Source organism: Buttiauxella agrestis ATCC 33320, assembly GCF_000735355.1.
Classification (GTDB): domain Bacteria; phylum Pseudomonadota; class Gammaproteobacteria; order Enterobacterales; family Enterobacteriaceae; genus Buttiauxella; species Buttiauxella agrestis.
Map to the genome: position 1 here is coordinate 22,662 of NZ_JMPI01000046.1, position 14,229 is coordinate 36,890.

Below are 14,229 nucleotides of genomic sequence, written 5' to 3' on the forward strand. Positions count from 1 at the left end.
TCTACCTATTTCGTCTGGCGTCAGTCTGCCAAAAAAAGGGGTCCCATTGGGGGTTTAGGCAACTCAAAATGTTCAGGGTAGTCCACAGAAACTAAGTACAAGCCTTCTGCTTTACCGGTTGCAGCTGCCAGCTTGCGATCTTTTGCTGCCAGTAATTCTGCCATCCAGTTTTCTGCCTGATTGCCACAGCCGATTTCCATCAGGCTGCCGACAATGTTTCGTACCATATGATGAACAAACGCATTGGCTTTGATATCCACCACCACGTAAGCACCGTAACGGGTCACGTTGATGTGCATCAGGTTACGCCACGGCGTGCGCGACTGGCATTGCACTGCGCGGAACGAGGTAAAGTCATTCTCGCCCAGCAAGCATTGCGCCGCCCGGTGCATACGATCGACATCCAGCGGATGGTAAAAATGCGTGACACCTTGAGACATCACAGCCGGGCGCAGACGCTGGTTATAAATGACATAACGATAGCGGCGCGCCGTTGCACTAAAGCGGGCGTGAAAATCATCGGGCACATTTTTAACCCAACGCACGGCAATGTCGCCAGGTAAATTCGCATTTACACCCAGTGTCCATGCCGCGTCTTTACGATCCATACGCGTTTCGAAATGCACAACCTGGCCGGTGGCATGAACGCCTGCGTCGGTTCGCCCGGCACAGAACACGTTGATTGGCTCATCCGCCACTTTCGAGAGCGCCTTTTCAAGCTTTTCCTGCACGCTGCGCACTTCGTTCTGGCGCTGCCAGCCGTAATACTTACTGCCGTCGTATTCAATGCCAAGTGCAATTCTGCGAAGCGGGGTTTGCAGCAACTCGTCGGACATTAGTACATATACTCCTGCACTAATTTTTCAGCTGTTTTCACTGCCATCAGTGCGCCGCCAAAGCGAACGTTATCGGCAACAGACCAGAATTGAATTTGTTCTGGCATACCGTAATCGTTGTGGATACAGCCGATGGAAAGGTGCGAGCTGCCGGAAGCATCGGAAACCTGAGTCGGGAAATCACCCTCTTCAGAAAGTTCGATATCTTCAAATTGAATATATGCGTCACGCGCTTCTTCTGAGGCAAGCGGGCGCATGGCTTCAAAGTTCACCATTTGCGCGTGGCCGTAAAACACCGGTGCCTGGACGAAGCTCGCAGAAATGATCACGCCTTCATCCTGCAAGACTTTGCGCACTTCGTTCACTAAGCGGCGCTCGACAGGAATGCTGCCTTCTGCATCAGGCATTAACGGCAGCATGTTGAACGCTAACTGGCGACCAAACAAATCGGCATCTACAATTGGCAAACCGTTCAGCAGGCGAGCACTCTGCCCGGCCAGCGCATCGACTGCACTTTTGCCACGACCAGAAGCGGCCAGTAAATTAGTGACCTGAATACGGGATAAACCACCTTGTTCGATAAGCGGTTTCAATGCGGTCAACAACTGGCTGGTCAGGCTGTCAGCCACGGCCACCAGATTGCGATTGCGGTATTCACCCAGCACGAATGGGTTCACATCTGGCACCACCAACGGTACGTCGTGTTCCATGGCGAACAAGCCACTTGAGTCGATAACCAGGCAACCGGCGTTAGTCGCTTCTTCAACATAACGCGCTGACGCTTCTGAACCCGCCACAAAGAACGCGAGCTGAACCTGAGTCCAGTCAAATGATTCAGCATCCTGAACCATCACGGTTTTGCCTTCATAACGAATATTTTCACCCGCACTTTCATTACGTGCGAGGGCATACAATTCACCAACCGGGAACTGGCGCTCGGCAAGCAGTTCAATCACAGCTGCGCCTACGGCACCCGTGGCACCTAAAACGGCAATATTCCAGCCTTCAGACATGTTGGTTTACTCCAGACTTAAATAGCAGTATCTCCCCGATAGCAGCACCGGGAAGATGAGAAGGATTGTTTTAACGCACCGCGTGATAGATAGCGCCAAAGCCTAGCTTTTGCAGCATTGTTGCTGCCGCTTCATCATCACACTGAATATAGAGCGACGACCATTCACGACGTTCCTGATAGTTTTTGCGTAACTTGTCAAACTCACCAGGAATACCCGCGACTTTACGCAGCGGTGCATCATCGCGGCGCACATCATACACCAGATGAACCAGTCTTTTGAGTGTCGCTTGATCCAGCGGGCCATGCAGGGTAATACGGCCAAATTCGGGCGCAGGCAGCAACGTGTCTAAAGCCACTTGCTGCTTCAGACCGATAAATTCACTGAATGCTTCGAACACTTGCGTGGTGCCACGCGCTTTACCTTCCAGCGTATAACCCGCAATGTGCGCAGTGCCAATATCCACGTTATCGAGCAATGCGACGTTGAGCTCCGGCTCCGGTTCCCAGACATCGAGCACAACACTCAGATCCTGGCCTTTCTCCAGGCATTTCAGCAACGCGGCGTTATCAACCACCGGGCCACGGCAAGCGTTAATCAGAATTGAGCCAGGCTTGAGGCTGGAGATGAGTTTTTCATCGACTAAATGCAGCGATTTGTACGGGCCGTCTTTAAACAGCGGCGTGTGGAAGGTCAACACATCGGCTTCACGAACCAGTGTTTCCAGCGGCTGGAAATCACCGGATTCACCACGATCGCTGCGAGGGGGATCGCAAAGCAGCGTGCGCACACCAAAGGCTTCTAAACGCGCCTGCAAACGTGAACCCACATTACCCACACCAACAATGCCCACCGTGCGGTCAGTCAACTGGAAACCGTCACGTTCTGCGAGCATTAATAGCGAAGAAAAGACGTATTCAACTACCGCGATAGCGTTGCAACCTGGTGCTGCTGAAAAAGCGATACCCGCGTTCTCAAGGTAAGTTTCGTCAACGTGGTCACAGCCCGCCGTCGCCGTACCCACAAACTTGATTGCTTTTCCATCGAGTAAATCAGCATTCACTTTCGTTACTGAGCGCACCATTAATGCATCGGCATCGGTCAGTTCAGACACGGGAATGGGGCGACCAGGAACGGCGGTGACATCGCCAAGACGGCTGAACAATTCGCGTGCATAAGGCATATTTTCGTCAACGAGGATTTTCACGTTAGTTACCTGTTGGTTAATCGTCGAGAATAAGCCCGATAGTGTGCCATAATCTGGCGTCCTGGCATACTTGAGCCGGGGGCTGACAAAGGATTAAGACTATGCAACCCATTCAGGGGGCGACAGCGCGTCCTCCGGGGGAACCGCCCTCCACACATTCTGCGGCAGGCGAGTTTCCGCTTTCCACTGTGCAACGTACCGTACTGGAACGTTTGATTACTCGTATCGTTGCGCTAAACCAGCAGCAAAGCGCCGAAGTATGGGCGGGTCTGAAACACGACCTCGGATTAAAAAGTGAAACGCCTTTGCTGTCGCGCCACTTCCCCGCGGCTGAACAAAATCTTAATCAGCGCCTGAATCATGCCCAAACGACTCACGGCACGCGCCAGGTTGTTCAGCAGCTTAGTGAGCTTTTGCCCCAGGGGAATAACCGCCAGGCCGTAAGCGACTATATTCGCCAGAATTTTGGGCAGACGGCCCTCAGCCAGCTCACGCCAGAACAATTAAAAAGCGTACTCACGCTTTTGCAAAATAACCAGTTGGCTATTCCGCAACCGCAACAGCGCCAGGCAACCGATCGCCCCTTGTTGCCCGCTGAACATAATTCACTAAATAAACAGGTCGCTAAACTCGCTGCCGCAACGGGCGAGTCCAGTAAGTTAATCTGGCAGTCAATGCTTGAGCTTTCAGGAGTGAAAACGGGTGAGCTGATCCCGGCAAAACACTTTGCGTTGTTGACCACGTGGCTTCAGGCACGCCAGACATTGAGTCAGCAAAATACGCCGACGCTACATACTATTCAGGCGGCTTTAAAGCAGCCGCTCGAACCCGCTGAATGGAAAGAGATAACGGACTATTCGCAGCAACGTTTTCAGGCTACACCGCAAACGTTACTGACCACCGCGCAGGTGCAGGATATTTTGAATCAGGTGTTTTTAAAACGCGCCGAACGCCAGCCATCAGCGCTTGAAGTGCATCACATTCAGCCGATCGCCAGCCCAATCTGGGCACCGTTTATCGATCCGCTGAAAGCGATAAGCGCACGACCAGGATTAGCGCTTATCGCGCTGGTTGTGGTGATGCTTTTGTTGTGGATAGTGATATGAAATTTGCCACCCGCGACGGGTGGCAATTGAAGGTTACTTGCGAAAAGCGATTAGCGTAACAACGATGCCCACGCCCGCCGAAATCGCCCCAGCTAAAAATACAGATGGGTATCCCATCGAAGTTGCCAGCAGCCCGGTCAGTGGCCCGGCGACACCGTACGAGATATCCTGAAACGCCGCATATCCACCAAGTGCCGTACCGCGCACTTGTGCCGGAACGCGTTTAACCACTTCAACTCCCAGCGCCGGGAAAATAAGCGAACAACCGCAGCCGGTTAACGCAGCACCTATTAATGCAATACCTGCGCCCGGTGCTTGCCACAGCAAAACCAGCCCGATGGTTTCAATCGCCAGTGACACTAATGCGACTCGCACACCACCAAAACGGTCCGGCATCCAGCCAAACAGGACACGCATCAGCACAAATGCGCCACCAAATGCGGTGAGCGTAAAGCCCGCCCACGCCCAGCCGTTCGACGCAAAATAGAGTGAGACGAAGGTGCCGATCACGGCAAAACCCACGCCCTGTAACGCAAGTCCGAGCCCTGGTTTCCAGATAAGGCCAATCACGGCAAACAGAGAAGGACGCTCGCCTTTATGCGCAGGCACTGCGCGAACGCGTCCGTTAAACGCCCACGCCACCAAAGGCAGCGCGATAGTTGATACGCCCAGCGCCACGAATCCCCATTGGCTGTTTAACAGCAAGCCAATGGGTGCCCCCGCCGCTAATGCGCCATAAATCGCCATCCCGGTCCAGGACATCACTTTGCCTGAGCGAGTCGGGCCAACCAGGCCTAAACCCCAGGTCAGATTTCCGGTCAGTAATTGGCTTTCGCCAAAGCCAAGAATCAAACGCCCCACTATCAATAAACCGAATTTTGCCATTGCATCAACGGGCAACAACGCGGCCAGCAAATAGGCCACCCCAGCGAAAGCACAGGCGCACATCCCTTGCATGGTCGAGCGTTTCGCACCTTGCTGGTCGGCCAGACGCCCGGCATAACCTCGGGTCAAAACCGTCGCAAGGAACTGGATCCCAACAGCGATCCCGACCATGGTATTGCCGAAGCCAAGCTCGTGATGGACAAAAAGTGGAATAACCGGCAGCGGCAAACCCACCGTCATATAGGTGAGGAACACCGCAAAGGTCAGGCTAAATAAGGACTTATTTTCGGATTTATTGTTTTGAAGCTGAGAATCATTTATTGAGGACATACTGCTACTCCTTGGCAGTCGTCATTATGCAAAAAAAACGGGGCGCACAAGGCACCCCGTTTATTAACTTCACCGGAATTAAGCGTTAACTTTACGCATCACCAGTGTGGCGTTCGTTCCACCGAAACCGAAGCTGTTAGACATAACAGTGTTCAGTTGACGTTCGGTCGTTTCAGTCACGATGTTCAGGCCAGCAGCCTGCTCATCCAGCTCTTCGATGTTAATGCTTGGCGCGATGAAACCGTGCTCCAGCATCAGCAGAGAGTAGATAGCTTCCTGAACGCCAGCGGCACCCAGAGAGTGACCCGTCATTGCTTTGGTCGCAGACATCGACGGTGAGTGGTTACCGAAGACTTCTTTGATTGCGCCCAGTTCTTTCACATCACCAACTGGTGTGGAAGTCCCGTGGGTGTTCAGGTAGTCAATCGGAGTATCAACACCGTGCATTGCCATCTTCATGCAACGTACTGCGCCTTCACCAGATGGAGCAACCATGTCTGCGCCATCAGAAGTTGCGCCGTAGCCAACGATTTCAGCGTAGATGTGCGCGCCACGAGCCAGAGCGTGCTCCAGTTCTTCGACCACAACCATACCGCCGCCGCCTGCGATAACGAAACCGTCACGGCTCGCATCATAGGTACGGGATGCTTTGTCCGGCGTTTCGTTGTATTTAGTAGACAGCGCGCCCATGGCATCGAACTCACAGGCCATTTCCCAGCACAGCTCTTCGCCGCCGCCAGCAAAAACGATGTCCTGTTTGCCCAGCTGAATTTGCTCAACAGCATTACCGATACAGTGCGCAGAAGTCGCACATGCGGAGCTGATCGAGTAGTTCACGCCGTGAATTTTGAACGGAGTCGCGAGGCATGCGGAAACCGCAGAACCCATCGCTTTGGTCACAACGTAAGGACCCACCGCTTTCAGGCCGCGCGGGCTACGCATTGCGTCTGCACCGAACACCTGAGATTTAGACGACCCACCGGAACCTGCAATCAGGCCCACACGCGGGTTGCTTTGATAAACTTCTTCTTTCAAACCAGCATCTTCGATAGCTTGCTGCATTGAAAGGTAAGCGTAGACAGAGGCATCGTTCATGAAACGGACCACTTTACGGTCAATCAGGCCGGTGGTGTCCAGTTTAACGTTACCCCACACGTGGCTGCGCATTCCAGAATCTTTGAATTCTTGAGAGAAAGTGATCCCCGAGCGACCTTCACGCAGAGATGCCAGGACTTCCTGCTGGTTGTTACCGATGCTGGAAACAATGCCCAGACCAGTAATCACTGCACGTTTCATTCAATACCTCTTTCACTACACTATTTAGGATTTCGAATGGCACAATAGCGTACACTTGTACGCCGAACAAGTCCGATCAGCCAAATTGGTCTGAAATTTGCGCCGCTTCGCACACATCGTTATGATCGTTTCACCGCCTGCCAGACGAGTAACTTACGTGAAACCGTCCCCTATACAATCTGCCAACCTTGGCTTTAACGAAGAGGGTACACCTGTATCCCGAGAATTCGACGATGTGTACTTCTCTAATGATAATGGACTGGAGGAAACTCGTTATGTCTTTCTTGGTGGGAACCGATTATCGGAACGCTTCATAACCCACGATCGCTCGCTATTTATCGTTGGTGAAAGCGGTTTTGGCACCGGACTTAACTTCCTGACTTTATGGCAAGCTTTTGAAGACTTTTGCAAAAACCAGCCTCAAGCCACGCTCAAGCGCCTGCACTTTATTAGTTTTGAAAAATTCCCACTCACTGCCGAAGATTTACACACCGCTCATGCGCATTGGCCCGAACTGGCCGATTTTGCGCAGCAACTTCAGCAACAGTGGCCACTTCCAATTGCCGGTTGCCACCGTATTTTACTGGCTGATGGGCGTGTGACTCTCGACTTGTGGTTCGGAGATATTAACGAACTGATCCCGCAATTAGATGACACATTAAATAATCAGGTCGACGCCTGGTTCCTTGACGGTTTTGCGCCGTCAAAAAACCCGGATATGTGGACGCAAAACCTGTTTGACACCATGGCAAAACTGGCGAGACCAGGCGCCACGCTGGCGACATTCACCTGCGCCGGATTTGTGCGTCGAGGCCTGATTGATGCAGGTTTCACTATGACCAAAACGAAAGGTTTTGGACGCAAGCGTGAAATGCTGACGGGTGTAATGGAACGAGCGCTTGAAACGCCAGCACGCACGCCGTGGTACGCCCGCCCGGCAGCGCAAGGGCAAGAAGTCGCTATTGTTGGCGGCGGTGTGGCCAGCGCCCTGCTCTCACTCGCCTTGCTACGCCGTGGCTGGCGGGTCACGCTTTACTGCGAAGATATCGCCCCGGCACTTGGCGCTTCCGGTAATCGTCAGGGCGCGTTGTATCCCTTGCTGAATACGCACGACGCTTCGCTAACAAACTTTTTCAGCGCGGCGTTCACCTTTGCCCGCCGCTTATACGACTCGTTGCCTGTTGAGTTTGATCACGACTGGTGTGGCGTGACGCAACTGGGCTGGGATGAGAAGAGTCAGCATAAAATCGAACAAATGCTGAGCCTCGAATTTCCTGAGCGACTGGTTCATGCCGTCGATGCACAAACTGCTGCAAAACTTTGTGGCCTGGAAACCGGGCATGGTGGCGCAACCTATCCGCTCGGAGGCTGGTTGTGCCCCGCACAATTGACCGCAGGTGTGCTGGCTCTGGCAGAACAAATGGGGCTTAAAACCTATTACCAGCATCATGTCGAAGAACTGACGCAAACACCTGACGGATGGGAATTAATGTTTGCTGAACAGGCAGCAAAACGCCATGCGGTTGTGGTGCTGGCTAACGGCTTCAAAGTCAGTAAACTCGCCCAAACCGCGAAGCTGCCGTTCTCCGCTGTTGGCGGCCAGGTGAGCCATATTCCAACCAGCCCGTCGCTGTCTGAATTACGCCAGGTGCTGTGTTACGACGGTTATCTGACGCCGCAAAATCCAGACAATCAGCAGCATTGTATCGGTGCAAGCTATCATCGTGGCGTGGAAGAAATGCGCTATAACGATGAAGATCAGCAGCATAACCGTCAACGTTTGTTGAATTGTCTGCCGGATGTGGAATGGCCGAAGGAAGTCGATGTCTCAGCGGGTGAGGCCCGATGCGGAGTGCGATGTGCAACACGCGATCACATACCGATTATCGGCAGCGTTCCGCGTTATGACGCCACGCTTGAAGCCTATGCGACACTTTGCGAAAACCGTGAAAATGCCGAAGCTGCACCGGTCTATCCCAATCTGTTTATGTTGGCGGCGTTGGGTTCAAGAGGGTTATGCAGTGCACCACTGGCGGCAGAAATTCTGGCAGCGCAGATATGCGATGAACCTATTCCCATGGATGGCGAAACGCTGGCGGCTCTGAATCCGAATCGATTCTGGGTGCGGAAACTGCTGAAAGGAAGAGAAGTAAAATAGTGAGGGTTTAACGCCCTCACCCCAGCCCTCTCCCCCTGGAGAGGGAGAACACCGAGCCGTTCCCTCTCCCAGGGGAGAGGGTCAGGGTGCGGCGAAATAGCTTAGAATTGCGCTTTCTGGTACAAGTTGTCCCACATTTCCAGCACCAAAGACTGGTCGCGTGGCGAAAGCTCACCTGCCTGAATCGCTTTCTCCAGGCTGCCGGATACCGCACCGTGCAGCGCTTCCGGGCTATGATCTTCACCGTGCTCCACATCAGCCACAGCGAGGGTCAGGTGGCCACGCAGATAACCGCTGGCAAACAGTTCATCATCACTGGCCGTCTCAACCATTTCATCAATTAGCGCCAGAATGCGTGTTTCAAATTCAGCGATCATCGTACTTCCTCTTCAATATGCAGGTTTTTTAGTTTAAATCTTCCGGCCACGGGAACTGTTCTGCGGCCAGCGGCGGGGTTTTGTAATACTCCCGCAGTGCTTCAATTAATTTTGCCGTGCGAGCCGGGATACCTTCTTGCAGGTAAATCATCACCTGCGCATGGACCCGACGCTGAAATGCGATTCTGTCCGGGTCAACATCCCCACTCAGGTTGTCGCAACTCACATTGAACGGGAAGTTTGCCGCCACGCACAGTAACCATTCCTGCGCCTGGGGTTTGACTTCCACATCCTCAAATTTACTTTGAGTTTCGGCATCACGCCCGTCCGGGCAATACCAGTAACCAAAATCCACCAGCTCGCGGCGAGCTTTACCCGCGATAAGCCAGTGAGAAATCTCGTGCATGCCGCTGGCATAATAACCGTGGGCAAACACCACGCGGTGATAAGGAATTTCCTCATCAGCAGGAAGATAGATCGGTTCGTCGTCGCCTTTAATCAGACGTGTATTAAATTCATCTTTAAAGCAGCTATCGAAAATGTCGATAAGTTCCTGATAATGCTGTTCTGTCGTTATTGTCATATTTGCTGTGGTCATCTTAATTTATCCCCAACCATTGGAGAATTTCCGTTCCGTGGCTATCAAATAAGAGTTTGGCGCTCATCACCGCCGACACAATCACAATCATCGGTCGGATCAGTTTTTGCCCTTTACTCAACACAAGACGCGATCCCATCCGCGCCCCTAAAAACTGCCCGGCCATCATCACAAAACCGGTTCCCCAAATCACCTTCCCGCCGATGATGAACAGCAGCAGGCCGCCCAGGTTTGACGTCGCATTTAATACTTTGGCGTGAGCGGTAGATTTAGCGAGGTTAAAGCCGCATAGGGTCACAAAGGCCAGCGCGTAAAATGAACCCGCGCCTGGGCCGAAGAAACCGTCGTAGAAACCGACGCAGCCCCCTGCAATCAGCGCAAACGGCAGGCCGTACAAACGGCGTTGCCTGTCTTCTTCACCCAGTTTTGGCATCAGTAAAAAATACAAGCCGATGCAAATGACCAGTAGCGGCAAGATTTGGCGCAGCACGTCAGATTTCACATACTGAACCAGCAACGCACCCGATGTGGAGCCGAGAAACGTCATCAGAATATTCAGTTTCTGCTCTTTAAGATCGACAACTTTGCGGCGAATAAAATAGAGCGAGGAAGAAACTGAACCCCCACAGGCCTGGAGTTTGTTGGTCGCCAAAGCATGTGCGGGGGACATTCCCGTGGCTAACAGCACGGGGACGGTTATCAAACCACCCCCACCTGCCAGTGAGTCAATAAACCCTGCAAACATGGCGACAAAAAACAGCGCCACCAGCATCAGGGGGGAAACCATAAACCATTCCATGAACTTATCCGTTAGAGAACGTGCTCATCCAGCAAAGCCTGACAAGAGGCGGGTAAAGGCGGTGGTGTTTTCTTTTTCGGTGGCCGCTCGCCCGGTGCTGGCGGCGCGAACCAGCTTTGCAGCTCGGCACCACAACCGTCGCCTGGCGGTGGTAATGGTTGGTCCTGGCACTCGAGGCTGTCAGCCGGACAACGCAGACGCACGTGCATATGGGCGCGGTGAGCAAACCACGGGCGCACTTTGCGCAGCCAGTCACGTTCGGCTCCGGCATCCAGACACAGTTGCTGCTTGATTGCCGGATTGACGAAGATCCGCGTGACGTCGTTATCTTTCGCCGCAAGCTTAATCAGGCTGCTGATTTCCGGCTGCCACAAACGCGGCACCACATGCTGATTATCGCTGGCGACTAAATCCAGCGCCTGCGGTTTAAGAAGCTGAGCTGAAGTCCAGCGAGCTTTGGGAAGCTGCAAGAAGATATCGACGTCCAGCCCGCTTTGGTGGCTGGCATGGCCTGAGCTAAAACGACCGCCCGCCGCCATTCCCATATCACCAATCAGCAGCGTACCGAGGCCAAGTTGCGTCGATTGATTGCTCAAGCGCTGGATAAACGACACTAAATCGGGATGGCCGAAATAGCGACGTTGGTCCTGGCGCATCACCTGATAGCGAGGATCGTTGAGCGGCAACTCGTGGGCACCCACAATGCAGCCGTTAGAGAATGCACCAATAGACTGCGGGCTTCCCGCAATCGGATGACTAATTTTCTGCCACGGCGTCGCGGCAAAAGTAGCGGTACTGGCAAGCAATGCCAGCAGTCCCACGAGTCTCTTTTTCATCGCATTACCAGCGCGGCAAAGGGAAAGTGACGTCACCGTTTTGAGCACGCTGACGCAGCATATGATCCATCAATACAATCGCTAACATGGCTTCGGCAATCGGAACCGCACGAATACCCACGCAAGGATCATGGCGGCCACGCGTGACCATCTCAACTTCTTCGCCTTCGCGATTGATGGTGCGACCCGGAACCATAATGCTGGAAGTTGGCTTCAGCGCCATGTTCGCGACAATTTGCTGGCCGCTACTGATACCACCGAGAATGCCGCCAGCGTGATTGCTCTGGAAGCCTTGTTTGGTGATTTCGTCACGGTTCTGGCTTCCGCGCAGGTTAACCACGCCAAAGCCCTCGCCAATTTCCACGCCTTTCACCGCGTTGATGCTCATCAGCGCATGCGCGATATCGGCATCTAAGCGGTCGAATACGGGTTCGCCGAGGCCTGGTGGCACGTTGTCAGCCACAACCGTCACTTTCGCGCCGATGGAGTCGCCTTCTTTTTTCAGCGCACGCATCAGCTCATCAAGCGTTTCGATTTTATCGGGGTCCGGGCAGAAGAACGGGTTTTGTTCGACTTGATCCCAGTCTTTAATTTCCAGCGGCACGTCGCCCATTTGCGTCAGACAGCCACGAATTGTGATGCCGTATTTGTGCGCCAGATATTTTTTAGCAATCGCTCCCGCCGCCACACGCATCGCGGTTTCGCGAGCCGAAGAACGGCCACCGCCACGGTAATCGCGCAGGCCATATTTTTGTTCGTAGGTGTAATCTGCGTGGCCCGGACGGAACACGTCTTTGATCGCGCTGTAATCTTGCGAGCGCTGGTCAGTGTTTTCAATCAACAAACCGATGCTGGTGCCGGTCGTCACGCCTTCAAATACACCGGACAGAATTTTCACCTGATCGGGTTCACGGCGTTGCGTGGTATAGCGAGAAGTCCCTGGGCGGCGACGGTCGAGATCGTGTTGTAAATCTGCTTCGGTAAGCGGAATGCCCGGCGGCACACCATCAACGATGCAACCCAACGCCACACCGTGAGATTCACCAAAAGTCGTTACGCGAAAGACTTGTCCAATAGAGTTTCCAGCCATCTTCTTTCCGTTATCGTTTTTCGTTGTGTTGTGAGCAAATGAAGACGGGCCGTAAGGCCCGCCTGCACAGATTAATCTTTGTAAATGCTGAAATGTTCGCGGGCATCAATAAGCTGCGATTTGGTCAGCATGAACACGCCGTCTCCGCCGTTATCAAACTCAAGCCAGGTGAACGGCACATCCGGATACTGGTCCATCAGATGTACCATGCTGTTTCCGACTTCACAAATCAGGACGCCGCCATCGGCGAGATAATCCGGCGCACACGCCAGAATTCGACGCGCCAGTTTCAGGCCATCTGTACCCGCCGCAAGACCTAATTCTGGCTCGAACTTGAACTCACCTGGCAGGTCAGACATATCTTCCGCATCCACATACGGTGGATTAGTGACGATAATGTCGTACTGCACTTTTGGCAGGTCGCGGAACAGGTCGGAACGCATTGGCGTTACCTGGCTTTCCAGGCAGTGCTCGGCGATGTTTTGCTCGGCAACCGCCAGCGCATCAAGAGAAATATCCACCGCATCAACTTCTGCATTGTGGAATTCGTAAGCACAGGCGATAGCGATACAGCCGCTGCCGGTGCACATATCCAGAATGTGCTGCGGTTCGTTATCAAACAGGCCCGCAAAACGGTTGGTGATAAGCTCGCCAATTGGGGAGCGTGGAACCAGCACGCGTTCATCGACATAAAACTCGTGACCGCAGAACCAGGCTTTGTTGGTCAGATAGGCGACCGGGATGCGCTCGTTGACGCGGCGAATCACGCGTTCAACAATACGATGGCGCTCGCTTGGCGTCAGACGCGCAGTGCGCATATCTTCTGGAATATCCAGCGGCAGATAGAGACTTGGCAGCACTAACTGAACGGCTTCGTCCCACGGGTTATCCGTGCCGTGGCCATACCAGATGTTGGCGGCGCTAAAGCGACTGACTGCCCAGCGCAGCATATCCTGAATGGTATGCAGTTCATTCACTGCCTCATCGACGAAAATTTTATCCACGTTGCCCTCCGCAGGCCGTTCGCGCTAATTCAATAATCGATTAGTTTGCCATGAAGGCCGCGACAAATCAGCATTTCAATCACTGTCACTGCGGTGAAAATTGCGTTTTATTTAGCGATGGACGACAAACCAGGTAAACTGGCGCTAATGCAGATGCGAGACGAGAAACAGATGAAGAAGAAAAATCCGCTCAGCGCTGACGATCAGAACCTTTTCCGTGATCTGATGAGCGGCACAAAAAAATTAACTCAGGACACCATTGTTCATCGCCCGATGCGTAAGAAAGTCCAGGAAGTTCCAGTGAAACGGCTGTTGCAGGAACAAGCCGATGCGAGTCATTACTTTTCAGACGAATTCCAGCCACGACTGGCGACTGAAGGCCCGACACGTTATGTGCGCGAAGACGTCAGCCATTTTGAGCTAAAAAAAATTCGGCGCGGGGATTATTCGCCAGAATTATTCCTCGATTTGCACGGTCTGACTCAGATGCAAGCGAAGCAGGAATTAGGCGCGCTGATTGCGGCCTGTCGTCGCGAGCATGTGTTTTGCGCCTGTGTGATGCATGGACATGGCAAACACGTTTTGAAGCAGCAAACGCCATTATGGCTGGCGCAACACCCACACATCATGGCATTTCACCAGGCACCGAAAGAGTACGGTGGCGATGCAGCATTGCTGGTGTTGATTGAAATCG

At 53.2% G+C, this 14,229-nt stretch carries 14 protein-coding genes; 3 read left to right on the plus strand and 11 right to left on the minus strand.

The genetic code is table 11. The annotated features are described in order from the left end of the window. Positions 1 to 20 precede the first annotated feature (20 nt). The 3 genes from truA to pdxB form a co-directional block, all read right to left on the minus strand. Entirely contained in the window at positions 21 to 836 is an 816-nt protein-coding gene (gene truA, locus GBAG_RS14240; protein WP_034497299.1) for a tRNA pseudouridine(38-40) synthase TruA, read from the minus strand. Further along, positions 836 to 1,849 (minus strand): aspartate-semialdehyde dehydrogenase, encoded by a 1,014-nt coding sequence (locus GBAG_RS14245; RefSeq protein ID WP_034497301.1) that lies wholly within the window; start codon positions 1,847 to 1,849, stop codon positions 836 to 838. Before GBAG_RS14245 ends, truA begins: the two co-directional genes overlap by 1 nt. Positions 1,850 to 1,919: 70 nt before the next feature. Further along, on the minus strand, positions 1,920 to 3,056 hold the full coding sequence (gene pdxB, locus GBAG_RS14250; RefSeq protein WP_034497302.1) for a 4-phosphoerythronate dehydrogenase PdxB: 1,137 nt from the start codon (positions 3,054 to 3,056) through the stop codon (positions 1,920 to 1,922). Between the two features lie 101 nt (positions 3,057 to 3,157). On the opposite strand from pdxB, the gene flk reads away from it, so the two are divergent. Next, a complete protein-coding gene (gene flk / locus GBAG_RS14255; RefSeq protein WP_034497304.1) occupies positions 3,158 to 4,162 on the plus strand; it encodes a flagella biosynthesis regulator Flk in 1,005 nt (334 codons plus the stop codon). Between the two features lie 33 nt (positions 4,163 to 4,195). Here the strand turns inward: flk and GBAG_RS14260 are convergent, their stop codons facing one another. Together GBAG_RS14260 and fabB are read right to left on the minus strand one after the other, a co-directional pair. Next, complete coding sequence (locus GBAG_RS14260) at positions 4,196 to 5,377, minus strand: MFS transporter (protein ID WP_034497305.1); 1,182 nt, start codon at positions 5,375 to 5,377, stop codon at positions 4,196 to 4,198. A gap of 78 nt (positions 5,378 to 5,455) precedes the next feature. Next, the gene (gene fabB / locus GBAG_RS14265) at positions 5,456 to 6,673 is read right to left on the minus strand and encodes a beta-ketoacyl-ACP synthase I (RefSeq protein WP_034497307.1); all 1,218 of its coding nucleotides are present in this window, start codon (positions 6,671 to 6,673) and stop codon (positions 5,456 to 5,458) included. Between the two features lie 157 nt (positions 6,674 to 6,830). On the opposite strand from fabB, the gene mnmC reads away from it, so the two are divergent. Next, the gene (gene mnmC / locus GBAG_RS14270) at positions 6,831 to 8,831 is read left to right on the plus strand and encodes a bifunctional tRNA (5-methylaminomethyl-2-thiouridine)(34)-methyltransferase MnmC2/FAD-dependent 5-carboxymethylaminomethyl-2-thiouridine(34) oxidoreductase MnmC1 (protein WP_034497309.1); all 2,001 of its coding nucleotides are present in this window, start codon (positions 6,831 to 6,833) and stop codon (positions 8,829 to 8,831) included. Between the two features lie 101 nt (positions 8,832 to 8,932). Here mnmC and GBAG_RS14275 read toward each other — a convergent pair whose 3' ends face one another. The 6 genes from GBAG_RS14275 to prmB form a co-directional block, all read right to left on the minus strand. Beyond that, entirely contained in the window at positions 8,933 to 9,208 is a 276-nt protein-coding gene (locus tag GBAG_RS14275; protein ID WP_034497311.1) for a YfcL family protein, read from the minus strand. Between the two features lie 28 nt (positions 9,209 to 9,236). Next, entirely contained in the window at positions 9,237 to 9,791 is a 555-nt protein-coding gene (locus GBAG_RS14280) for an elongation factor P hydroxylase (protein WP_034497327.1), read from the minus strand. Between the two features lie 16 nt (positions 9,792 to 9,807). After that, positions 9,808 to 10,605, minus strand: a complete 798-nt coding sequence (locus GBAG_RS14285; RefSeq protein WP_034497314.1) for a sulfite exporter TauE/SafE family protein — start codon at positions 10,603 to 10,605, stop codon at positions 9,808 to 9,810. Between the two features lie 11 nt (positions 10,606 to 10,616). After that, positions 10,617 to 11,441, minus strand: coding sequence for a penicillin-insensitive murein endopeptidase (gene mepA / locus GBAG_RS14290; RefSeq protein ID WP_034497316.1), 825 nt, complete (start codon positions 11,439 to 11,441; stop codon positions 10,617 to 10,619). Between the two features lie 4 nt (positions 11,442 to 11,445). Then, positions 11,446 to 12,531 carry a chorismate synthase gene (aroC, locus tag GBAG_RS14295; protein ID WP_034497318.1) on the minus strand — a complete coding sequence of 362 codons (1,086 nt, stop codon included), beginning with the start codon at positions 12,529 to 12,531 and terminating at the stop codon, positions 11,446 to 11,448. A gap of 71 nt (positions 12,532 to 12,602) precedes the next feature. Beyond that, entirely contained in the window at positions 12,603 to 13,535 is a 933-nt protein-coding gene (gene prmB / locus GBAG_RS14300; RefSeq protein ID WP_034497320.1) for a 50S ribosomal protein L3 N(5)-glutamine methyltransferase, read from the minus strand. A 171-nt stretch (positions 13,536 to 13,706) separates the two neighbouring features. Between prmB and smrB the strand changes: the two genes are divergently transcribed. Continuing rightward, on the plus strand, positions 13,707 to 14,229 hold a 523-nt coding region (smrB, locus tag GBAG_RS14305; RefSeq protein ID WP_034497328.1), incomplete at its 3' end, for an endonuclease SmrB.

Excerpts from the sequence above, each read along its gene's own strand:
- fabB (WP_034497307.1), bottom strand. The coding sequence starts at position 6,673 with ATGAAACGTGCAGTGATTACTGGTCTGGGCATTGTTTCCAGCATCGGT.
- flk (WP_034497304.1), top strand. The coding sequence starts at position 3,158 with ATGCAACCCATTCAGGGGGCGACAGCGCGTCCTCCGGGGGAACCGCCC.
- truA (WP_034497299.1), bottom strand. The coding sequence starts at position 836 with ATGTCCGACGAGTTGCTGCAAACCCCGCTTCGCAGAATTGCACTTGGC.
- GBAG_RS14285 (WP_034497314.1), bottom strand. The coding sequence starts at position 10,605 with ATGGAATGGTTTATGGTTTCCCCCCTGATGCTGGTGGCGCTGTTTTTT.
- GBAG_RS14280 (WP_034497327.1), bottom strand. The coding sequence starts at position 9,791 with ATGACAATAACGACAGAACAGCATTATCAGGAACTTATCGACATTTTC.
- aroC (WP_034497318.1), bottom strand. The coding sequence starts at position 12,531 with ATGGCTGGAAACTCTATTGGACAAGTCTTTCGCGTAACGACTTTTGGT.
- mepA (WP_034497316.1), bottom strand. The coding sequence starts at position 11,441 with ATGAAAAAGAGACTCGTGGGACTGCTGGCATTGCTTGCCAGTACCGCT.
- GBAG_RS14260 (WP_034497305.1), bottom strand. The coding sequence starts at position 5,377 with ATGTCCTCAATAAATGATTCTCAGCTTCAAAACAATAAATCCGAAAAT.
- GBAG_RS14245 (WP_034497301.1), bottom strand. The coding sequence starts at position 1,849 with ATGTCTGAAGGCTGGAATATTGCCGTTTTAGGTGCCACGGGTGCCGTA.
- GBAG_RS14275 (WP_034497311.1), bottom strand. The coding sequence starts at position 9,208 with ATGATCGCTGAATTTGAAACACGCATTCTGGCGCTAATTGATGAAATG.